A 21,279-nucleotide genomic window follows, 5' to 3' on the forward strand; every position below is an offset into this window, starting at 1 on the left:
GACGCTACGCCCGTCCGCCGGTTCCAGCAGGTCAGGGCCGGGTCCGGTACGAGGGGCGGGCGGGACGGCGTCCTTCTAGGCTCCCGGCATGAACGTGGTCTTCGTCGATCCGGCGTTCCCGGCGACGCAGCGCCAGTTCGTGCGTGCGCTGGCCGAGGTCGGTGCCACCGTGATCGGCATCGGCGACCGGCCGACCGAGTGGCTGGACGACGAGCTCCGCTCGTGGATGGCGCACTACCACGTGGTCCCCGACGTGACCGACGTCGGCGTGATGACCGACGCCGTCCGCTGGATCCAGGACCGGTTCTACGTGGACCGCCTCGAGGCCACCATCGAGTCGCACACCCTGGCTGCCGCGCAGGTCCGGGAGAACTGCACGATCCCGGGGACGTCGGTGCGCACGGCGTGGCTCTGCCGCGACAAGCCGTCGATGAAGGAGGCGCTGCGCGCCGCCGGGGTGCCGACCGCGGCCTCCACCGCGGCGTCCACCGCGCACGAGGTGCGCGACTTCGCGCGGGCGGTCGGCTACCCGCTGATCCTCAAGCCGCGCACCGGCGCCGGTGCCCTCGACACCACCCGGGTGGACGACGACTCCGGGCTGGACGCCGCGCTGGGCCTGTTCGGTGCCCAGCAGGTCGACTCGATCGCCGTCGAGGAGTTCGTCGAGGGGCACGAGGGCTTCTACGACACCCTCTCGGTCGACGGCACGCCGGCGCTGGACTTCGTGTCCCACTACTTCCCGAACGTGCTCGAGGCGATGCGGGAACGGTGGATCTCGCCGCAGTTCCTGGCGACCAACCGGATCGACTCGGTGGCCGACTACCAGGAGCTGCGGGACCTCGGGCAGCGGGTCAACGAGGCGCTCGGGATCGGCACCAGCGCCACCCACATGGAGTGGTTCTTCGGGCCGAAGGGGCTCAAGTTCAGCGAGATCGGCTGCCGGCCGCCCGGCGTCGGGGCCTGGGACCTCTACTCGGCCGCCAACGACCTCGACGTCTACCGCCAGTGGGCCGACTCGATCGTGCACGGGCAGGTCTGGGGGCGCCCGTCCCGGCAGCACTCGGCCGGGATCGTGGCCCTGCGGCCGGAGCGGGATGGGACCATCTCCGGGTACTCCGGCGTCGAGGAGGTCCAGGCGCGGCACGGGCAGTGGGTGATCGACGCGCACCTGCCCCCGCCGGGGACGGCGACGCAGCCGGTGGCGGCCGGGTACATGGCCAACGCCTACGTCCGCATGAAGCACCCCGACTTCGACACGCTGCACGGGATGCTCGACGACGTCGGGCGCACCGTGCGCGTCCACGCGGACTGACGCCGCGGTGACCCCCGCGATCACGCTGCTCGGCCCGCAGCGGCGGCCGACCCTCGACCGGGTGCTGTCGTCGCTGGGCGTCGGCGGGCCGGTCGCCGTCGTCAACGCCGGCTGGCAGGAGCGGGAAGCCGACGACGCGGAGATCCTCTCCCTGGCCGGCGGGCAGGCGGTGAACCTGCGGCTGTTCGCCCGCTGGATGGACGTGCTCGCGGCCGACCCCGAGTACGCCGCGGCCGAGCGCGAGCACCGGCTGGTGCTCGACGAGCTCCAGCAGCTCTACCGGCTCCGGCTGGACCACGCCCTGCAGGCGGTGTACGCGGTGACCGCCCGGACCGTCGGCCACGAGGCCATCCAGTCGACCGCGATCGAGGACGCGCTGGCGGCGGTGCGGCTGCTCGACGCGACCCACCTGGCCCGGGTGCAGGAGCTCCACGACACCTTCTACGGCACGTGGCGGCTGGAGTCGCGGGGCGCGATCGCCGGGCACCGCGAAGAGGTCCGCGCCCTGCTGTCGACCGCGGAGTGCCTGGTCGTCGCCGGTGGGCACGTCGGCGAGCTGGTGCGCGTCGTGCACCTGTTCCACCTGGCCCCCCACCTGCCCCCGCGGGTGGTGGCGTGGTCGGCGGGTGCGATGGCGCTGACGCCCCGGGTGGTGCTCTTCCACGACCGCGCCGCGCACGGCGCCTCGCTCACCGAGGTCTTCGACGCGGGGATCGGGGTCGTCCGGGGGCTGGTGCTGCTCCCGCACGCGCGGCGGCGGTTGCGCACCGACGACTCCCTGCGGATGTCGGTGCTGGCCCGCCGGTTCGCGCCGGCGCCCTGCCTGGTCCTCGACGACGGCGTCCGGGTCGACCTCGGCCCCGGCGGCGCCCTGCCGGCCGACGCGCGGGTGGTCGGCGCGGACGGCCGGATCACCGAGGGGGCGGCGGCATGACCGCCGCCCGGCAGCGGACGGGGAGCGGGCGGCTCGCCATCAACCGGCTCAAGTCCACGAAGCCGCTCGACGGCGAGGCGGTGGACCGCTTCCTCGGCCGCCACGAGATCCCGGTGGTGGAGGGCGCCCGGTGCACCTTCCTGTGGCGCGGCGAGGCGGACGAGGCGTGGGTCTGCCAGCGGATCGTCGGCCTGCCCGACCGGATCCCGCTGCGCCGGTTGCACGGCACCGACCTCTGGTATCTCGTGCTCGAGCTGCCGGAGGGCTCGCGGGTCGAGTACCAGATCGAGATCCGGCGCGGCGACCACCACGAGCGCTTCAACGACCCGCTCAACGAGAAGCGGTCGCACGGGCCGGTCGGCTCGTCGTCCCTGGCCTTCGGGGAGGGCTACGAGACGCCGGACTGGGTGCTGCCGGACCCGGAGGCGCGCCCGGGCGAGCTCAAGGACCTGGTGCTGCGCAGCCGGGCGCTGGGCCGGGACGCGCACGTCTCGGTGTACCTGCCCGCCCGGTTCCGGCCGACGGCCTCGTATCCGCTGCTCGTGGTGCACGACGGCGGCGACTTCCTGCAGTACGCCTCGATGAAGACCGTGCTGGACAACCTGATCCACCGGCTGGACGTCGCGGAGACCGTCGTGGCGTTCACGCACCCGGGGGACCGGCTGACCGAGTACGCGAACTCCGCGGCGCACTCCCGGTTCCTCACCCAGGAGCTGCTGCCGGAGTTGGAGTCGTCGCTGCCGCTGGTCGGCCAGCCGGCCGGGCGCTGCCTGCTGGGCTCGTCCTTCGGCGGGGTCGCCGCGCTGTCGGCCGCCTACCGGTCGCCGGACACGTACGGGTCCCTGGTGCTGATGTCCGGGTCGTTCGTGTTCACCGACATCGGCAGCGATCACGGCGGTGGGCCGGTCTTCGACCCGGTCGTGAAGTTCGTGAACCGCTTCCGGGCCAAGCCGCGGTGCGTCGCCGACCGGGTCTTCATGTCCTGCGGCGTCTACGAGCAGCTGATCGTGCCGAACCGGTCGATGGTCCACGTGTTCGAGAACGCCGGCATGCAGGTCCGCTACACGGAGGCCCGGGATGGCCACTCGTGGGAGAACTGGCGGGACCGGCTGCGCGACGCGCTGTCGTGGGTGTACCCGGGGCCCCAGAAGTTCTACTACGAGTGAGCACGTGCCGCTGATCGTGTCGGAGGTCCTGCGACACCCAGCGGGGGGAAGCGCAGGCGCGGTGCTCGGCCGGGGAGTAGCGGCGACCGTCGGACCGACAATGAGAGGCCCCGACGTGCTCGTGGGCAGCCGCACATTGGACGGCTCACCGTCGCCCGAGCTCCTGTGGCACACCACTGTGGCCGTCGGGCCGTGGGGCCCAACTCGGTGTCCGAGGGGGGAAGCGGTCCCTACGCACAGGCCTCGGACCGCCGTAGACGGCGTGCCACGGGTCCGGAACGGCACCGCAGGCACTCCCCACAGGGGGAGAATGCGGCCTCGGGCTGTCCCGGGACGCGGGAGTCCTGGCACGCGCTGCAGCAGGTAGGCGACGACCAGCCGGCCGTACTGACCAGTGGCTGCTGACACGACGATCATGACGACTCCGGAGAACGCCGGCCGCCGGGGGCGCTCTCCTCGCCCCACAGGGACGATGGGACGGCTCCACCCTGGCTGGTTCGCGCGTGCGGTACATCCGCCGAACTACTCTCCCGTCGCGGCTGAACGTCTGCGCACCTGTCCCGACGGATCGTGCGTCAGAGCCGCCACGAGAGGTGCGTCGTCGGCTGGTAGCGGCAGCGTGCGCCCGTGATCACGGAGCGATCGAGGTGGGCGCCGAGTTCCGGGACGGCCGCTTCGATCCGGCTGATGGCGTCGCGCAGCCGCGAGGTCACGGTCTTGCGGGCCCGTTCGGTGGTGCTCGTGCCCAGGGGCCTGGCGCGTCCACCGAGCCCGGTGGCGCGGCGTAGCTCGTCGATCAGGGCGGTCCGTTCGTCGTCCAGCTGTTCGGCGCGTCCGGTGTCGTGATCGGCTCGGGCGGTGGCCAGGTCGTGATCGAGTTCGGTGAGACGGCGGCGGTAGTCGGCGCGCGCGGTGGCGTCGAGCAGAGTCCCCGTGTCGTGTTGGGCATGGACGGCGCCGGCCAGTTCCAGGACGTGCACGTCCATGCCGGGCCGGGCGAGCAGGGTGTGCAGGTCGGCCAGCCCTCTGGAATCGCGCAGGTAGGCCGAGGCCGTCCTGTAGCGGATCCGCCAGAGCTCCCCGTCGCGGCAGAGTTCCGCATCGGGAGGACTCGTCGCTTCGGGCCAGGAGCCGCCGGGAGGCGCGGGAAGCCGCGCGAGCACACCAGGAAGGCGCAGCTCGGTGGCCAGGTGAGCGGCACGCTCGCCGTGATGCTCGGCGGCTCCCAGCGCGGCCAGCTCGAGGTGGCTCTCGGCCTCCCAGGCCGACGCGCCGATCCTGCGGTGCACGGTCAAGGCCTGTTCCAGCCATCGGTGGGCTTTCTCGGTGCGTCCCAGTGCACCGGCGACGACGCCGGCCCAGTGCGCGTTGCTGCCCATGAAGCAGACCAGGGACCCGCCGACGCCGCAGGTGTCGGTGAGCGGTTGCAGCTCCGCGAGCAGTTGGGCGCACAGTGTCCGGTCGCCCAGACGGACGGCGGCGGTCGCCATCCCGCCGACGAACAGCGACCACAGGTAGGAGCGGTCGTCGCGCCAGGTGCCGATCGCGATCACGGTGTCCAGGGCACGGCGCGCGGCGTCGAGGTCGTCGGGACCCCCGGCCAGGGCGAGCAACCCGGCAGCGACGGCGTGCGCGTGCGAGGGGACCCCCACCCAGCAGCGGATCGCCTCGCCGGCGACGGCGCGCAGGCGGTCCGGTTCGCCGCGGGCCCGCTCCAGCGCCAGGAGCTGCCCGGTCCGCACGTTGGCGGTGTCGGGCTCGCAGATCCGTTCCCCCAACGCACCGGCCTCGTCGATCAATCGTTCCGCTTCGTCGAGACGGCCGTCGATGAGCGCGAGCGCACCGCGTCGGGACAGCACGAGGTAGTCGTGGCGGGGCTGGCCGAACCGTTCGGCGAGGGAGAGGTACTCGGTCAGCGGCGCCCGGAAGGCCGCCGAGCCGCTCTCGAGCAGGGCTGTGGCGTTGAGCAGCAGGCCTTCGGCGTGCCGCTCCGCGTCCGCGGTGCACCTGGCCAGCTCGACGATCTCCGATGTCAGGTCGATCCGCTCGGCGGCGCGACCGGGAGTCCACAGCACGTCATGGCGCGCGAGCAGGCACGCCGCCAGGGTCGGCGGGTCATCGAACTCGCGGGCGAGGACGAGTGCCCGCTCCGACAGCGGCCCGGCCCGGGCGCGGTGGTCGGGCACCGAGTGGGTGAGCTCTCGGGCCAGGCTCGCGGTGATCTGCGCCTCCAGCGGCGTGCCGGTGTCGTGCAACGCGTTGCGGGCGGCCTCGAGCAGTTCGACCACTGCGTCGCGGGCCATGGCGAACCGGGCGCCGAGCCGCTGCACCCCGAGGGCGACGTGCCCGAGTCGCTCCGCGTCCCCGAGTGCGGCGGCCCGGCGGGCGGCATCGTCGAGCAGGCCGCGTGCCGCAGGCTGGTCACCGGCCCGGGCCCGGGCGTCGGCCTCCTCGACGAGCAGGTCGATCAGGGTCCCGCCTGCGTGCGCCACGCCGGAGTCCTCGATCGCGCGGCGAGCTCGGGCCAGGTGGCCGGCCGCCTCGGGAAATCCGAGTCGAGCCCGCTCGGCCGCGGCCGCGGCTCGGGCCCAGCGGATCGCCCGTTCGGCGCCGTCGAGCGGGACGGCGGCTGCGCAGTGCCGGGCCAGGTCAGCCGGCTCCACGGCGCCGCCGCGGGCGTGGCGGTGCTCGAGTGCGTCGGCGATCCGCTGGTGCAGGGCCATCCGCTGCTGGACCGCGAGCCGACGGTAGATCGCCTCGCGGAACAGGTCGTGCGCGAACCGCGTCCGGCTCTCCTCGATCTCCATGACCAGGACGCCGGCGAGCACGCCTTCCTCGATCAGCACCGTCGCCCGCGCCGCGTCCACCCCGCACACCTCCGCGAGCACGCCGGGCTGCAGCTCATCGCCGACCCCCGCAGCCGCGCGGACCAGCTCCCGGCATGCGACGGACAGCCGTTCCACGCGACGGGACACGAGGTCGTGCGCGGCAGCCGGCAGTGCACCCGCCGGGCAGCCCGGATCCGCCAGCAGCTCGGCGAGTTGTCGGGCGAGGAACGGATGCCCGCCGGTGCGCCGGTACACCTCGCCTGCCCAGCGCGCGGCTGCCTCGTCACCGACGGCGCCGGCGACGAGAGCGGACACCTCATCCGGTGACAGCCCGTTGAGCTGCACCAGCTCGCCGTGGACGGCCGACCTCGCCAACGAGTGGGCCGCACCGCCGGCCAGCTCGTCGTGCCGGTACGCGCCCACGATCACCAGCGCAACCGGCCGCAGCGGACGGGTGACGAACTCCAGCAGCTGCAGCGATGACTCATCGGCCCACTGCAGGTCGTCGAGGACGACGAACGCCGGGCGGAGGCGGGCCAGTCGTTCCAGGAAGCGAGCGACGGCGTCGAACAGCCGCAGCCGTGCCGCGTCGGTGCCGGCCGGACCGTCGGGATCGACGGCGGTGGTTCCCTCGTCGGCGAGCTCCGGGAGCAGCCGGGCCAGCTCCGCGGTGTCGGTGCGGGTCAGCTCTGCGGCGTCGCCGGGGGCCACGGCGGCGAGCAGCCCGCGCAACGCTGCGCTCCACGGCCAGAACGCCGGCGTCCGCCCGGCCTCAGCACACGTTCCCCAGCCGACGAGCATCCCGCTGCTCGCGGCCGCGGCGCTGACCAGCGTGGTCTTGCCCATGCCGGCTTCGCCGGTCACCAGCACGAGTCGCGCCGAACCCGCCGCTGCGTCCTCGACCGCCGAGAGCAGCCGGGACAACGCCCGACCCCGGCCGACGAACAACACCCACCATTGTCGCCGAGCATCGGCAGCCCGGACACGACCCGTGCGCGGCACTTCAGCCGGCGCAACTGCTGGCCGTGTTCCAGCGATCGCGCCCCCGATCCCAGCGCCTTCGGGTCGTACTGCGTCGAGACCGGAGGAGACGCCATGACCGCCACGTTCGACCCGATCGCCTACAAGACCACCACCCGCGCGCAGTGGGACGACGCTGCAGGCGCGTGGCACGCCTGGGGCCCGACCCTGGAGGACTGGCTCGGGGAGGCGACGACGCTGATGCTCGATGTCGCCGGGATCCGCACCGGCAGCGCGGTTCTCGACGTCGCCGCCGGTGCCGGCGGCCAGTCCCTGACCGCCGCGCGCCGGGTCGGCCCCACGGGCAGGGTGCTGGCCACCGACATCTCCGCGGCCATCCTCGAGTACGCCGCGGCCGCGGCTGCCGACGCCGGACTGACCACCGTGCAGACCCAGGAGCTCGACGGCGAGCAGCTCGACGTCGAGCCGGCCGGGTTCAGCGCCGTGATCTCGCGCCTGGGCCTGATGTACCTCCCGGATCTGGCGCGCGCCTTGGCCGGGATGCACCGAGCGCTGCAGCCCGGCGGCCGCATCGCCGCCGTGGTGTTCTCCACGCCGGACCGCAACGACTTCTTCTCCATCCCGGTCGCCATCGCCCGCCGGCGGGCCCAGCTCGCGCCGCCCGCACCCGGCCAACCGGGACCATTCAGCCTCGGGCCCCCCGGTGTGCTGGAGCAGCACCTCCGTCAGGCCGGCTTCGACGGTGTCGGCACGCACCTGCTCCGTGCCCCGCTGCGATTGCCAGGTGCCGCGGATTGCGTCCGCTTCCTGCGGGAGTCCGCCGGAGCACTGCACCAGATGATCAGTGGGTTGTCACCCGCCGAACGTGACGAGACCTGGCAGGAGATCCACCGCGAGCTGTCGCGCTTCGAGGGGCCCGACGGCTTCGAGGGTCCCTGCGAGCTGATCGTGGGCTGGGGCATCAGGGGGTGATCCGGGCCAGGACGTGGCGAGGACGTGCCGATGCCGCCGGGGGCAGCGGCCGATGCGCGCACCAGACAGGCCTCAGCTCGTGCAACCTCTCACCGTCCGGGAGGCGTGCCTGGGCTCCTGATGTGCGGCGAGCGCCCTACTGCCCGGCTGACCTGCGCTCTTGTTCGTCTGCCGTTGCCAGCAGGTGGTGGCCCCTTGCGAACCACCGGGCCGTGGTGGAGCGGGGGCGTCACCCCGACCACCAGACGGTGTCGGCCTGGACCACCGCGGCCTTCGACCGTGCGGCCCCGCAGGGGCCCGGCTGCTCTGCTCCGCGGTCCTCGAGTGGCGGGTGGCCCGACGGCGGGGACTCTTCTTCGGCTGACCCCCGGTCCGGCTCAGTGTCCGCCCAGAGCCAAGGACACGCGTACCGGTCCGACACCCACGGACAGGCCGACATCACCGGGCAGGAGGCAGAGGCGGGGCCACGACCAGCGCTGCAACGTCACGTGCAGGCACAGCGAGGGCGTCTGCCGATCCCGTGGGTCAGGGCGCTCGGGCGGGCGCTGCGGTGCCTGCTCCACGGCCGTCGGGACGACCGGCATGGGGGTGGCCTGGCGCAGGTCGTGGAGCAGTTCGTCCTGCATCGTCCGCCCGCGACCCACGCGGAGGGTGGGAGACGGGGTGTCGGTGGTCATGCGGGGAGCCTCTCTGCGCGGGCGAGCACCTCGTCGGCCAGTGCCCGGTAGGCAGAGGCGACCGGACTGGAGGGAGCGGACAGGACGACGGGGCGCTTCGCCAAGGTGCTCGTCGGTACTCGGCGCGACATCGGCACGCGGGTCTCGAGCAGGGGGAGTCCGGTCCCCTCCAAGGCCCCGCAGACCTGCCTGGCGGCTCGCCCGTCCTTGTCCCACGCCACGCACGCCACGCCGACGAGGACGGCGGAGGTGTTCTCGTAGGTCCGGTGCTGTTCGAGGAAGGCGGCAACACGGACGACGCCGAGCGCGGAGCCGGGGTCGCTGGTGAAGACGGTGAGCACGGTGTCGGCGGCGCAGACCGCGGCCAGGGTCAGCCCGCCCAGGTCTCCCCGCGTGTCGAGGACGATGTGGTCGTACTGGTCCAGCAGCGGTCTCAGTCCGCGGCGGATGCTGGTGACGAGGCCGCCGGTGCCGGCCAGCTGGACCGACACCGCTTCGAGGGCCGGGTGGGCGGGGAGCAGGTCCAAGCCCGGCTCCACGTCGTGACGGATGGCTGCACGAGCCTCCGTGATGGGGTCTTCGAGCAGCGCAGCCAGGCTGTCGTCCCGGCCCTTGGCGACGACGCCGAACGCCCGGCCGAGACTGTCCTGCGGATCGGTGTCGACCGCGAGGACTCGACCCCGACGGGTGAGAGCGACGGCCAGGTTGGCGGCGGTCGCCGTCTTGCCGACGCCTCCCTTGGAGGAGCACACGGCCAAGCGCATGTACGGGAGTGTGACCGTCGTCGCTGTCCGGGTGGAGGAGGCCCGCCGGTGCGGTGCGCTGGTGCGTCCCACTCGGCCCACGGTGCACACCGTCCCCACTCCGGCGCCCTTCTGTACCTGGCCAACGGTTGCCGGCCCGCGGTGACCCGCACCCGGTGCGCCCCACGGACGACCTCCGCGCCGAGGCCGACGGCTGCCTCCACCGGCTCGTGACAGGCGCCGGGATGGCTGAGGTCCAGCATCCCGGCGGCGCCGGGCACCACGGTGGTGGCGTCGATCGCCGCCGCTTCAGCGGCCTGCGGGGACATCGAGTCCCCGTGGGGGACGACGCGCGGAGCGACCGTTCCCTCCGCCCGCATGGCGGTGTCCAGCAGGCCGGACCGCGCCAGCTCGGCACAGCCCACGGGAACACGGTCTCGCCACGGACCCGGTCGCAGAACTCCACGGACTGTTCCAGGACCGTCACCCCCAGGCCCGCACGGGCCGGCCGTACAGCCAGGGCACCGCGGGCGATGCCTCCTCCGACGACCGCGACGTCGGCCGTCGTCTCGTGCATCGTCAGCGTCTCCGTCCTGGCGGCTCCGACTCCGGGGTGATGTTCTGGTTCAGACGGAAGACGTTGGCGGGGTCGAATTCGCGCTTCACCTCTGCGAGCCTCGGGCCGTTGGGTCCGTACGCGGAGCGGACTCGCTCGGGACCCTCGGCGCCGAGGTTGTTGACGTACACGGCGTCCTGCAGGTGTGGGGTCATCGCGTCGAAGAGGCTCCGGGTCCAGGCGATGTTGCGCTCCGAGTCCTCCGGGTCCTCCCACTGGGAGAGGATCAGGAGGTCGTACTGATCAGCCCGATGGGGGAACGCGGTCGCATCCGGCGCCACCCGCCCCGCCGCCCCGTGCAGGTGCTGCAGCCCGACGCCGCTCGCGCGGGAGGGCATGTCGGGGACGTGCTGGACGAGCGTGTCCAGCGCGGCGTCGGTCGGGTCCCGCAGGAACCCGGACTTCCAGTAGTGCTGGCGGCCGCGGGGGAAGCTCACGTCCGGGGCGCTCTGCAGCGCCACATAGGACATCACCCCGACGGTGTCGGCCTGCGGTGGTCCGGCTGCTCGCAGCGGGGCGAGGACCCGGTCGCCATCCTCCGGCGTCCCGCACCAGCAGACCACGATGGTGACCACCGGCCGTCCGGCCTCGTCGCGGGCGAGCGAGACCGCCGTGGAGAGCTCGTCGGGCGCCGAGGTCATGAAGTCGTCGTGGAACCGGAGGATGTCGGGAGCCGCCGCCCACGGGTAGCAGATCGCCCCGGCGAGCACCGGGCCGACCCGATGTAGCCGGTGGACGAACGTGGTGACCACGCCGAAGTTGCCGCCGCCTCCGCGGAGGGCCCAGAACAGGTCCGGGTGCTCGTCCTGGCTCACCTGCAGGAGCTGACCGTCCGCCGTCACCACCTCGGCGGCGATCACGTTGTCGCAGGCCAGGCCGTGCTTGCCGTTCAGCCATCCCAGACCGCCGCCCAGCGTGAGGCCGGCGATCCCCGTGTCCGACACGACCCCGAGCGGGGTGGCCAGGCCGTACGTCTGCGTTGCCCGGTCCAGCTCGCCGAGCGTCGATCCCGCACCGACGTGGGCGACCTGGGCATCGGGGTCGACGCGCACACCCTTCATGAGGGACAGGTCCAGCATCACCCCGCCGTCGCACACAGCGTGGCCGGCCACGTTGTGGCCGCCACCACGGACGGACAGCACGAGGTCGTGCTCCCTGGCGAACGCGATGCCCCGTGCCACGTCCGCCGGGTCCAGGCACTGCACGACCGCGGCCGGCCGCCGGTCGATCATCGCGTTGAAGACCGCACGGACGGCGTCGTAGTCGGCGTCCCGCGGTCGAACCAGGCGGCCGTGGAGCCGGCCCTCGAGGGCGTCGAAGGACGTGCCAGGCACGGTGGAGGTGATGGTCATGGCCCTGCCCCTCAGGATCGGAACGTGGTGCTCCGAGGCTGAGCGAGTCGCCTAACCGTCGGCTAAGCGTGCACTCGTCGTTCCCGTGCCTGCTCCAGCAGCGCGGGCAGCGGTAGACCGGCTCCGCGGCGCAGGGCTCGCGCGGCCTCGGCCGGGCCGAGCCGCGCGGCGAGGCGGTCCTGCTCTCGCAACCGATGGGTCAGGGCGCTGCCGGTCAGAGGGACGCCGATCTCCGTCCGCAGCGCTGATGCGGCGCCGAGGAGGAGCAGCGCCAGATCGTCCTCACCGGCGCCGGCAGCGGCCGTGGCCATCCCCTCCAGGGCGGTCGCGCTGCCGCTGCGGTGGCCGATCCGCCGGCACAGTCCCAGTGCCTGCTCGAACGCCTGCCGCGCGCGCTCGAGCTCGCCCGAGGACAGGGCGATCCGGCCGGCCAGATGCAGGGCGGAGGCCTCTCCTTCGCGGTATCCGACTGCGCGGTAGTGCTCGAGTGCCTCGTCCACGAGCCGCGCCGCCACGGGGACGTCCCCCCAGCGGTGCTCGAGCGACGCGAGGACATCGACGGCGAGTCCGCGAGCGAGGTGTTCTCCGACGTCCTCGGCGTGGTCCAGCGCCCGCAGGACCACGGATCGAGCGGCGTCGGGCTCGTCCCGGTCGCGGTGCAGCCGGGCCAGCTGCGCCTCTGCCAGCGCGGCCCGCCACCGGTCTCCGCCGGCCAGCGACGCGGCGACGGCGTCCTCGTAGAGGTGCTGCGCCCGGTCGAACTCACCGCGCGCCCATGCCACCGTCGCCGTCAGGGCCAGGGCGTCGCCCTCCCACGCCGTGGCACCGGTGGCGCGGGCCAACGCCAGTTGTCCTCCGGCCAAGGCGGCGACCTCGGTGAACTCGGCTCGTCCGAGGTGGAGCAGCGCGCCGGCGGACAACAGCGGCAGGCGATCCGGACCGGAGTCGGGCCGGATGACGCGCAAGGCGGCGTGCACCCAGTGCAACCCCTCGCCGCGCGCACCGCGTACGTCCCACGGATGCCACAGGCAGGCGACGAGTCCTACCCCGAGGCGTTCGTCGCCTGCTGGTCCGAAGGCCCACTCGAGCGCGGCCCGGAAGTTCTCGCGGTCCGCCTGCAGGCGGACGAGCCACGGCGGAGAGGCCGGGCCGAGCAGATGCGGTTCGGCTTCCTGCGCCAGCGCCAGATAGTGATGGGCGTGCCGGTTCCGCAGGCTCGCCAGCGCTGGTCCACCCAGCTTGTCCTGGGCGTACTGCCGGGTGGTCTCCAGCATGCGGTAGCGCGTGGTCCCGTCGGGTTCCTCGTCGAGTTGCACCATGCTGCTCGCCACGAGCCGCGCGAGGACCAGCCCGACGTCTGCCGGGGGGAGCTCTCCGCCGGAGACCACGGCTTCGGCCGCGGTCAGGTCGAAGGTCGCCGGGAAGACCGAGACGCGTGCGAACAGCGATCGAGCAGGTGGATCGAGGAGGTCGTGACTCCAGGTCAGGGTCGCCGCCAGGCTCTGGTGCCGGGCGTCGGCTGACCGGACAGCGGCGTCGAGCAGCCGGAAGCGGTCGTCCAGCCGGTCGGCGAGGTCCTGGAGCGGCATCGAGGCCGCACGCGCCGCTGCGAGTTCGAGAGCGAGCGGTAGGCCGTCGAGACGCCGACAGACCTCCAGTACGAGGCGGGTGTTGGCCGGTGTCACGGCGAAATCAGGTCGTGCGGCCACCGCCCGCTGACCGAACAGCCGGACGGCGTCGCAGGCCGAGATGTCCGCGACGCTGTCGTGGACGGCCGCCGTCGCGAGGGGCTGGACGGCGAAGACGCGCTCACCGGGGACGTGCAACGCCGCGCGGCTCGTGGCCAGGACCCGAAGACCCGGAGCCGCGGCCAGCAGCGACCCGACGAACGCCGCGCACGCGTCCGCGAGGTGTTCGCAGTTGTCCAGCAGCAGGAACGCGTCGTGCCCGGACAGGGCAGTGGCCACCGTCTCCACCAGCCGCGGTCCCGGGCCGCCGCGGACGCCGAGAGCCTCGGCCACCGTCTCCCCGACGAGTTCCGGGGTGGTCAACGGCGCCAGGTCGACGATGCACGTGTGCACACCGGTGGCGTGCAGGTCCCTGACCACCTCCAGGGCCAGTCGGGTCTTGCCCGAGCCGCCGGGTCCGGTGAGGGTGAGCAGGCGGTGCGTGGACACGAGTGCCGCGACCTCCGCACGCTCACGGACCCGGCCGACGAACGAGTCGACCGGGGAGGGGAGGGGCCGCACGGGTCCGGGGCCGGCTGGAGGAGGGGCAGCGTCGAGTTCCGGGCTCTGCTGCAGGACCGCCTGCTCCAGCCGCTGCAGTTGCGGCCCGGGTTCCAGGCCCAACTCCTCGACCAGCATCCGGCGCTCGGACCGCAGGGTCTGCAAGGCATCGGTCTGCCGGCCGCAGCGGTACAGGGCGAGGACGAGCTGGGCGCACAGTGGCTCGCGGAATGGATGACGTGCGACGAGGTCCTCGAGGTCGGCCACCACGTCCTGGTGGTGCCCCAGCGCGATCTCGGCCGCCATCCGGGACTCCGTGCACTCGAGACGGAGTTCCTCCCATCGCGAGGCCGCTTCCCGGGCGAACGTGCACTCGATCCCGGAGAGCGCCGGTCCTCTCCACAGGGAGAGCGCTTCGCCGAGCAGCTGTGACCCTCGTGCCGGAGCGGCCTCGACCAGGCGACGCCCCTGAGCGAGGAGCTGCTCGAACCGCAGGGCGTCGACGCGGTCGGGGGGGACGTCGAGCAGGTAGCCGTCGTCCCTGGTCGCCAGGAGTGAGGGAGCTCGACCCCGGCCTGGCTCGAGGGCTCTGCGCAGCCCGGCGACCGCACCGTGCACCATCGTGCGCGCTGTCGGCGGGGCGGAGCCGTCCCAGAGGAGCTCGATCAGCCGGCCGATGGTGAGAACGCTGCCCACGTGGACGACCAGAGCTGCGAGGAGGTCCCGGTTGCGAGGCGGTCCGAGCGGCAGCACCAGGCCGCCGGCGTCGACGGCCTCGACAGGGCCGAGCACCCGAAAGCCGATCTCCTGGCTCGCCTCGCTCCGGCCCCGGATGGGTTGCGCGGTACTGCCCATGGGCGCTGCCTCGATGGTCCGTCTCAGCCGACCAGCAGCTCGATGGCGGCCAGGGTATCGCCGTCCCAGCCGATCCGACATGTCCGCACCAGCCGCCGGAGCCCCGATGCCGACACAGGAGCCTGAGGGCGAGGAGTCGTCTGACCCCGGGACGGTCCCGGCGGCCCACCGAGGTCACTCCAGGGGTAGGCGGGCCAGTTCGGTGCGGGAGGTGATGCCGGTCTTGGTGAAGATGTTGTGCAGGTGGAAGTCGATCGTGCGGGGGCTGAGGAACAGCTGAGCGGCGACGTCGCGGGTGGGGAGGCCGTCGGCCACCAGGCGGGCGACCTGCACCTCTTGCGGAGTGAGTCGACGCAGCTGTGAGGGATTCCTGCAGCGCGGGAACTCACCGGTCGCGCGGAGTTCGACGCGGGCCCGTTCCTCCCACGGCGTGGCACCGAGAGACTCGAGGATCGTCAGTGCGCCGCGGAGATGCTCCCGGGCGTCCACCCGTCGTCTTCGCCGGCGCAGGAAGCTCCCGTAGGTCAGCGCCATGCGGGCGTGTTCCCATGGGCGCTCGGCCGCGGAGGCATGGGCGAGTGCCTCCCGGAACAGTGGTCCGGCCGCGTCCGGGCCGGCGAGCAGCGCGCGGCAGTAGGCAGCCCGCGCCGCCGCCCAGGCCAGGTCGGTGCTGGCGGCGAACTGCTCGAGGGGGCGCAGCCAGTCGCGGGCGAGGCCGGGGGACTCGGCCAGCGTCGCGGCCTCGATGCGATCCAGGGCCGAGAGGAACGCCACCGTCGGGTCGGTGATGCGGCAGAAGTGGGCCAGCGCCGCCGCCGGCCGGGCGGCGCCGAGCTCGAAGCTGCCGCGAGCCCAGTGCAGCGTGTCGGCCGCGAGGACGACCGGGTGGGTGGCGGTCACCTGTTCAGCGGCTGCGGTCGACGCCCGGAGGTCCGCCGCGTGGCCCTTGATCCCGGCGAGCAGGGCGAGCCAGGCGAGCGGGAAGGCAGACAGTTCCCGGTGGCCGGTCGCCCGCGACAGTTGCAGCGCCTCGTGTGCGGTGGTGTCTGCCGATCTCCAGCGCCCGGTGAGGATCTCGGCCAGGGCCAGTCGGGTGAGCGGCGGCAGCAGTTCGCTGATGGCACCCCGTGCCCGCTGCCGTGAGACCACCGCGGACAGCAGGCGGTGTGCCGCGGTGTCCTCGATCCCGAGTGCCGCCCGGCCGGCCAGCACGAGCATCTCCTCATCCCCCATGGACTCGGCCAGGCTCACGGTCGTGCGCAGCCGTGGAACGAGGTCGGACAGGTCTCCGGCGGCGAAGGCCCCGCACGCATCGAGTAGGGCGGACAGCGCCTGCTCGCGTGCTCCCTCTCCGGGGGAGAGGCTGCTGCCGAGAGCGACCAGCTCGGCCATCCCAGCGGGATCGGACGCCTGACCGGCCGCGTCCGCTGCCAGGACCAGCATCCGCAGCGCGCGCCCCACGTCGACGGAGGCGATCTCACGCGCGGCCGGCACCAGGATGCGCACGGCGGTCTGTGCCGACCCTGCGCCGAGCTCGATGGCGCCCCGCAGGTGTTCGATGTCGGCCCGCAACAGCCGTTGATCGGTCAGGGTGCCGGCGGTCGCCAGCAGACCGGCGGCCCGGCCGAGCCACCCGGCCCGCCAGGCCGACTCCCCGGCGGCGGCCAGCCGCTGAGCCCGGACCTCCCGATCGGCGGTCAGGTCGGCGGCTCGCTCCAGCGCCGCTGCGGCCGCCGCATGGCCACCGCGGGCGAGGACGCGCTCCGCGGCTTGCTCGAGCTCGGCCGCCGCGGCCGCATCCGGACCGGGCACCGCCCAGGCCCGGTGCCAGGCCAGCCGGTCGGCGTCGCCCCCGTCCTCGAGGGCGCACGCCAAGGCGCGGTGGGCGGCCTGGCGCTCGTCCGTCGTCGCGGCCTGGTAGAGCGCGGAGCGTACGAGAGGGTGACGGAAACCCAGCTCACCTCCACGGACCCGCACCAGGCCCGACCGCTCCGCGGCGCCGAGTGCCGCCGGGGCGACCCCTGCCTCCCTGGCGGCCGCCAGGATCACGGCGGTGCGCTGAGTGTCGTCCGCCGCGGCCACCAGCAGCAGCCGGCGAGTCGGTTCGGGCAACCACCGCACCTGGTCGAGGAAGGCCTGCTGCAGGTGCTCGCTCATCGGTAGCGCATGAGGCAGCGTGTTCCTGCCGGACAGTGCGGCCGGGCTCAGGACGCCGGGCAGCTCGATCAGAGCCAGCGGATTGCCGTCGGTCCGCGTCACCAGCTCGGCAGCGACCCCCGGGTCCGGGTCGATGCCAACTACGGAACGGAGCAGCAGGCGAGCCGACTCCTCGTCCAGACCGCCCAGACGCAGCTCCGGGAACTCGGGTGCCGCGAACCGCGGGTCAGGGCCGTCCCGGACAGCGAGGAGCAGGGCGATCCGGTCGACGCCGAGTCGGTGCGCCACGAACGCCAGCGCCGCGGCCGAGGTCGCGTCGAGCCAGTGCGCATCGTCGACGAGGCAGCACACGGGTGCCATGGCCGCCTCCGCGGCGAGCAGGCTCAGCGCGGCCACCGACGTCAGGAAGCGGTCCTGATGGCAGCCGGCCTCCAGGCCGAACGCCGAGCGGAGGGCGTGCGCCTGCGGTGGAGGCAGGTCGGCCAGGTGACGGAGCAGCGGGCGAAGCAACTGGTGCAGCCCGGCGAAGGGCAGTTCGCACTCCGACTCCAGGCCCTGTGCGCGGAGGAACCGCACGTCCGGCCACCGGGAGGCCACGTCCTCGAGCAGCGCGGTCTTGCCCACACCTGGCGGGCCGCGGAGCACGAGCACGGCCGGCTTGTCTCCGGTCCCCGCCGAGGCCAGCACCTCGTCGATGAGCCCGCGCTCCCTGTCCCGGCCGAAGAGCACAGCGGCTCAGCGTAGCCCGCGATCGCCCGATGACGGCCCTCTCGTGACAGGGCGCGCGGCCCGTCACGGAGGCGAGCTCAACGGTCGGAACGGCCCGGTGATTTCACCGGTACGAGCCGGTCCCGGCCCTCCTAGCGTCCGTCACGTCATCCCGCGAGGGGAGGAGACCACGATGAACCGCTTCTCGGCGCCGGACCTGCGCAACAGCCGCTCGGGAGGTCGGGTGTCGTGCGCCGGCGCTGCTGGCCCGACCGGGCTCGTTGCGGTGGCGCGCCCACGTGGCGCGGTCCGGCTGCAGACGCTCGCGCGCCGGTACGCCGGCTGCCCGAACGCGGCACACGGCCATCACCTGCCCGAGACGGACATGCCCCACGGGCAGCCGGAGGTGTGACGTGCCGGCTTCTCCCTGGCGCGCCAAGGCGCCCGTCTCCCCGGGCCAGGAGTACCTGGCCATGGCCACCTTCCTGCCGCTGCGGTCCTACCGGACGATCCCCCGGTTCCTGAGCCTGACCTCGTCCGTGATCAGGCAACTGGAGAGCACCGGCGGGTTGGTCGGCTACAGCCTGCTCGCCCAACCGGCCAGGAAGCGGTTCTGGACTCTGTCGGCGTGGACCGACCGCCGCGCGCTGAACGCGTTCGTCCGCCAGATGCCGCATCTCGGCGTGATGGGGGACCTGCGCCCACACATGGGTCCCACCCGGTTCACCGCCTGGACCGTGCTCGGATCCGCACTCCCGATCAGCTGGAACGAGGCCACGGAGCGGCTGATGGGTCCCGCGGCCTCCTCGGCGGGAGGTGTGGCATGAGCCCGCAGTCTCGCCGGGTCGCCGGCGTCGTCCTCGTCGTCCTCCCCACGGTCGTCCTCGGTGGGGTGAGCGTGCTCAGCCTGCTGATCGGTGACGCGGGCTACCGCGACAACCCGCTCCGGCAGGACCTGTGGCGCGCCGGTCACGCACACGCGGGCGTGTTGCTGCTCCTGTCCCTGGTCGCGCTTCGTTACGTCGACGAGGCCAGGCTGTCCGAGCGCGCCCGCTGGTTCGTGCGGCTGACCCTTCCCGCCGCGGCTGTCCTCCTGCCCGTGGCGTTCTTCCTGTCCGTCCTCATGCCGCAGGCTCGAGAGCCCAGTCCGGTGATCTACCTGGCGTACGCCGGGGCGGTCGTCCTCGTGTCCGGACTGCTGACCCTCGCCGTCGGGCTGTTCCGCAGCGAGACGCCGCGGGCGGCCCCCAGCGGGTCGCCGTCACACGACGCCCTGTCTCCGCCGGCCCCGCGCGGACCACATCCCCGTCCGTCCTCCCCGACGTCCCCGTGAGGGGTGATTCCCGTGATCTTCCTCGTCGTCCTCGCGCTCGCCACCCTGGTTGCTGCGCTGGTCCTGTGGCCCTCGTCCGGTCGGCGCTCCGCGCGCCGTGCGGCGCGCATCGGCATGGCCACCGCGATGATCGTCGCCGGGTTGGCGCACTGGCTGATGCCCACGCCGTTCGTCCAACACCTGCCGCCGTGGGTGCCCGCCGCCGAGGCCCTCGTACTGGCGACCGGTGTGGTCGAGATCGGCCTCGGCGTCGCTCTCCTGCTCCGTCGGCCGTGGCGGCGCCGCGCCGGCCTCGCGCTCGCCGCCTATCTCGTAGCAGTCTTCCCGGCGAACGTGTACGTCGCCGTGGCCGGCATCGAGGTCGACGGGCAGCCCGGCGGTTGGTACCCCTGGCTCCGACTGCCGTTCCAGGTCCTGTTCGTCGCCTGGGCGTTGTGGTGCACCGAGTGGGACCTCCGGCAGTTGCGCGCGGCCGCCGCCGGACTCGTCGGCAGGGGTCCTCGAGCCGACGAGGGCGCGCCGAGCCTCTCGCGGACGCAGGGTTAGAGGTCCGGCGGACGCCGGCGCTCCTGCACTCGCGCTGGAGGGATCGCGGCCGTGAGCTGCCTGGGCAGCCCACGGCCGCAGTTCCGTGTCCTCGGGGACGCCGACACCGAGATCGCCACGGAGATGGCTCCTCACCGAGCAGGTGCGTCGGCCTCAGGGAGCCCCACGGCGGACCGCTCGGGGAGGACGAGCCGGATCTCGAGGTCGGTCAGGACACCGGTGCGCCGCCAGTGGTCGCAGGCCAGGAAGAGCGGCTTGTGTGCGGTCGGACCACAGGACGCCGGCTCCGGCGGCACGGTGAACAGCGCCGAGCCGGCACGCAGCGACGCCAGGCTCGGCCAGACCCGCGGCGCGGCGCCCGGGACGTAGGTGGAGGCGGCCCACCCGTCGTGGTAGGCCGCCTGCAGCCCCGCAGTGGCCCCCCAGTCCTTCCACCAGGCCGGGGCACAGGACGACCACCCGTGCACGGCTCGCCTCCGACGGACGACGCTCCCCGGGCAGGGCCCTGCTGGATCCTGACGAGTTCCCTCGGGGGCGACATCGCCCTGGATCCGTGCTCCGCCCTCGCCGAGTCAGCCGACGCGTACGGCCTGCTCGAGGGCCGCGACGTGCCGACCCCTCGGTCGATCCGGTCCTTCGGCCGTCCTGGTCGGCGTCGTGGGCTCGGGTCAGGCCGTCTTCCCAGCCTCGGTCTGGATCGGGTTCGTCCCTCGCGGACGCGAACCGGTGGAGGTCGTCCGGGAGTGCGTCGACCGGGTCGGCCCCACGACGATGCTGGCCGTCCGCCAGCACGTCCAAGCGGGCGCGGGCCGTCGGGCGCTCAGAACCGTCTGTCGCTGCGGCGCCGCAGCGCGGATAGTCCGGTTGTGCTCTCGCGGCCCCTGGCGCTCCTCACCGCAGTGCTCACCGGCCTGCTGGCCGGCGGCATGGTCCTGATCGAGGCCGTGCTCCTCCCGTTCTGGCGAGCTGCGTCCCCCGCCGACTTCCGCCGCTGGTTCACGGAGCACTCCGGCCGGATCCGCGACGTGATGATCCCGCTGGGAGCCGGCGCCGGAACCGTAGGCGCAGCCTCGGCGGCCGCACACCTGGTGGAAGGCCGTCGGAACGCCCCCGCGTCCGTGGCCGCCGCGTTGGCCACGGCCGGCGTCATCGGCATCACGGTCACCGTCAACGAACCGGCCAACCACCGGTTCACCGCAGGTACGTTGACCGACCCTGAGACCACCGAGCTCCTAGCCAGATGGGCGCGCTGGCACCACGTCCGCGTGTTCCTCGGTCTCGCGGCCGCTGTGGCAGCCGCGTCAGCGCTGACGCCCAACCCGGCGTCGACAGCGGCGTCGCGCCCCCTCGTCGCCAGGGGTCCCCGGCGCTAGGTGCACGTACCGGACTCGCGAGGAGACCGGGGACGGCAGGACCCACGGCTGCGGAGCCGTGGGGAGTCATGTCGGTGTCCGAGGGGCGACTCGCTACACACGCACACGGCTGTGGCCTGCGCACCGATGAAGACCTCGCGCACTGATGAGGACAACAGGTGCGTCCCGGTGCAGCGGAACCGCTGATCTCTGCGACTTCTCGGACGTGGTGGATGTCATGCCGGTTGCGTCGTCTCCCGAGACGACGACACGACTGACGGCCTCCTGGAGGGCGCGGCCGTTGAGCCGTCGCTGTTCGACCAGCCCCGGAGTGACCTCCGTCAGGCGGACGCCTCGGTGTGTCCCCAGTCCGGCGAGGACGACCTCGAGACACCGGTTCCCACATCCGCGTCGCGAGCGGCTGGATGGTGTGGATGCGGGCGTCCTTCGGAAGCGGTGACGCCGCATTGACGAACAGTTGATGTGGGCGCGCGCAGACTGGTCACCTCCAGCCACGTC

16 protein-coding genes are annotated in these 21,279 nt (G+C 73.3%); 9 read left to right on the forward strand and 7 right to left on the reverse strand.

What is annotated here, in order from left to right; all coding sequences use genetic code 11:
- Positions 1 to 88: 88 nt before the first annotated feature.
- The 3 genes from ACI782_RS05585 to ACI782_RS05595 are packed head-to-tail and all read left to right on the forward strand — an operon-like array spanning position 89 to position 3,412.
- A complete protein-coding gene (locus tag ACI782_RS05585; RefSeq protein WP_456906942.1) occupies positions 89 to 1,312 on the forward strand; it encodes an ATP-grasp domain-containing protein in 1,224 nt (407 codons plus the stop codon).
- A 7-nt stretch (positions 1,313 to 1,319) separates the two neighbouring features.
- Complete coding sequence (locus ACI782_RS05590) at positions 1,320 to 2,246, forward strand: hypothetical protein (protein ID WP_456906944.1); 927 nt, start codon at positions 1,320 to 1,322, stop codon at positions 2,244 to 2,246.
- The gene (locus ACI782_RS05595) at positions 2,243 to 3,412 is read left to right on the forward strand and encodes an alpha/beta hydrolase-fold protein (protein ID WP_456906946.1); all 1,170 of its coding nucleotides are present in this window, start codon (positions 2,243 to 2,245) and stop codon (positions 3,410 to 3,412) included. The genes ACI782_RS05590 and ACI782_RS05595 overlap by 4 nt, the downstream gene beginning before the upstream one ends.
- 575 nt (positions 3,413 to 3,987) lie before the next feature.
- Here ACI782_RS05595 and ACI782_RS05600 read toward each other — a convergent pair.
- Positions 3,988 to 7,413 (reverse strand): ATP-binding protein, encoded by a 3,426-nt coding sequence (locus ACI782_RS05600; protein WP_456906948.1) that lies wholly within the window; start codon positions 7,411 to 7,413, stop codon positions 3,988 to 3,990.
- Here ACI782_RS05600 and ACI782_RS05605 point away from each other — a divergent pair.
- Positions 7,336 to 8,193, forward strand: coding sequence for a class I SAM-dependent methyltransferase (locus ACI782_RS05605; protein ID WP_456906950.1), 858 nt, complete (start codon positions 7,336 to 7,338; stop codon positions 8,191 to 8,193). The genes ACI782_RS05600 and ACI782_RS05605 overlap by 78 nt on opposite strands.
- 377 nt (positions 8,194 to 8,570) lie before the next feature.
- Here the strand turns inward: ACI782_RS05605 and ACI782_RS05610 are convergent, their stop codons facing one another.
- The 5 genes from ACI782_RS05610 to ACI782_RS05630 all read right to left on the reverse strand — a co-directional run bounded on the left by ACI782_RS05610 (position 8,571) and on the right by ACI782_RS05630 (position 17,550).
- The gene (locus ACI782_RS05610) at positions 8,571 to 8,870 is read right to left on the reverse strand and encodes a hypothetical protein (protein WP_456906952.1); all 300 of its coding nucleotides are present in this window, start codon (positions 8,868 to 8,870) and stop codon (positions 8,571 to 8,573) included.
- Complete coding sequence (locus tag ACI782_RS05615) at positions 8,867 to 9,634, reverse strand: ParA family protein (RefSeq protein WP_456906954.1); 768 nt, start codon at positions 9,632 to 9,634, stop codon at positions 8,867 to 8,869. Before ACI782_RS05615 ends, ACI782_RS05610 begins: the two co-directional genes overlap by 4 nt.
- Positions 9,635 to 10,192: 558 nt before the next feature.
- Complete coding sequence (locus ACI782_RS05620) at positions 10,193 to 11,581, reverse strand: FAD-binding oxidoreductase (protein ID WP_456906956.1); 1,389 nt, start codon at positions 11,579 to 11,581, stop codon at positions 10,193 to 10,195.
- A 62-nt stretch (positions 11,582 to 11,643) separates the two neighbouring features.
- The gene (locus ACI782_RS05625; RefSeq protein WP_456906958.1) at positions 11,644 to 14,664 is read right to left on the reverse strand and encodes a BTAD domain-containing putative transcriptional regulator; all 3,021 of its coding nucleotides are present in this window, start codon (positions 14,662 to 14,664) and stop codon (positions 11,644 to 11,646) included.
- Positions 14,665 to 14,838: 174 nt separating this feature from the next.
- Positions 14,839 to 17,550 (reverse strand): AAA family ATPase, encoded by a 2,712-nt coding sequence (locus ACI782_RS05630; RefSeq protein ID WP_456906960.1) that lies wholly within the window; start codon positions 17,548 to 17,550, stop codon positions 14,839 to 14,841.
- A 172-nt stretch (positions 17,551 to 17,722) separates the two neighbouring features.
- Between ACI782_RS05630 and ACI782_RS05635 the strand changes: the two genes are divergently transcribed.
- From ACI782_RS05635 to ACI782_RS05650, 4 genes are read left to right on the forward strand one after another with little or no spacing between them, the layout of a single operon-like run.
- Positions 17,723 to 17,941 (forward strand): hypothetical protein, encoded by a 219-nt coding sequence (locus ACI782_RS05635; protein WP_456906962.1) that lies wholly within the window; start codon positions 17,723 to 17,725, stop codon positions 17,939 to 17,941.
- 1 nt (position 17,942) lies between these two features.
- A complete protein-coding gene (locus ACI782_RS05640; protein ID WP_456906964.1) occupies positions 17,943 to 18,356 on the forward strand; it encodes a hypothetical protein in 414 nt (137 codons plus the stop codon).
- A complete protein-coding gene (locus tag ACI782_RS05645; RefSeq protein WP_456906966.1) occupies positions 18,353 to 18,862 on the forward strand; it encodes a hypothetical protein in 510 nt (169 codons plus the stop codon). Before ACI782_RS05640 ends, ACI782_RS05645 begins: the two co-directional genes overlap by 4 nt.
- A gap of 12 nt (positions 18,863 to 18,874) precedes the next feature.
- Positions 18,875 to 19,408 (forward strand): DoxX family protein, encoded by a 534-nt coding sequence (locus tag ACI782_RS05650; RefSeq protein ID WP_456906968.1) that lies wholly within the window; start codon positions 18,875 to 18,877, stop codon positions 19,406 to 19,408.
- 131 nt (positions 19,409 to 19,539) lie between these two features.
- Here ACI782_RS05650 and ACI782_RS05655 read toward each other — a convergent pair whose 3' ends face one another.
- Positions 19,540 to 19,875, reverse strand: coding sequence for a hypothetical protein (locus tag ACI782_RS05655; RefSeq protein ID WP_456906970.1), 336 nt, complete (start codon positions 19,873 to 19,875; stop codon positions 19,540 to 19,542).
- 399 nt (positions 19,876 to 20,274) lie between these two features.
- Here ACI782_RS05655 and ACI782_RS05660 point away from each other — a divergent pair, with 399 nt between their 5' ends.
- A complete protein-coding gene (locus ACI782_RS05660; RefSeq protein WP_456906972.1) occupies positions 20,275 to 20,781 on the forward strand; it encodes an anthrone oxygenase family protein in 507 nt (168 codons plus the stop codon).
- The last annotated feature ends 498 nt before the right edge of the window (positions 20,782 to 21,279 follow it).

This window comes from Geodermatophilus sp. SYSU D00703 (assembly GCF_054050155.1).

Coding starts and splice junctions, on each gene's coding strand:
- ACI782_RS05615 (WP_456906954.1), bottom strand. CDS start 9,634: ATGCGCTTGGCCGTGTGCTCCTCCAAGGGAGGCGTCGGCAAGACGGCG.
- ACI782_RS05595 (WP_456906946.1), top strand. CDS start 2,243: ATGACCGCCGCCCGGCAGCGGACGGGGAGCGGGCGGCTCGCCATCAAC.
- ACI782_RS05645 (WP_456906966.1), top strand. CDS start 18,353: ATGAGCCCGCAGTCTCGCCGGGTCGCCGGCGTCGTCCTCGTCGTCCTC.
- ACI782_RS05625 (WP_456906958.1), bottom strand. CDS start 14,664: ATGGGCAGTACCGCGCAACCCATCCGGGGCCGGAGCGAGGCGAGCCAG.
- ACI782_RS05635 (WP_456906962.1), top strand. CDS start 17,723: ATGAACCGCTTCTCGGCGCCGGACCTGCGCAACAGCCGCTCGGGAGGT.
- ACI782_RS05620 (WP_456906956.1), bottom strand. CDS start 11,581: ATGACCATCACCTCCACCGTGCCTGGCACGTCCTTCGACGCCCTCGAG.
- ACI782_RS05605 (WP_456906950.1), top strand. CDS start 7,336: ATGACCGCCACGTTCGACCCGATCGCCTACAAGACCACCACCCGCGCG.
- ACI782_RS05585 (WP_456906942.1), top strand. CDS start 89: ATGAACGTGGTCTTCGTCGATCCGGCGTTCCCGGCGACGCAGCGCCAG.
- ACI782_RS05610 (WP_456906952.1), bottom strand. CDS start 8,870: ATGACCACCGACACCCCGTCTCCCACCCTCCGCGTGGGTCGCGGGCGG.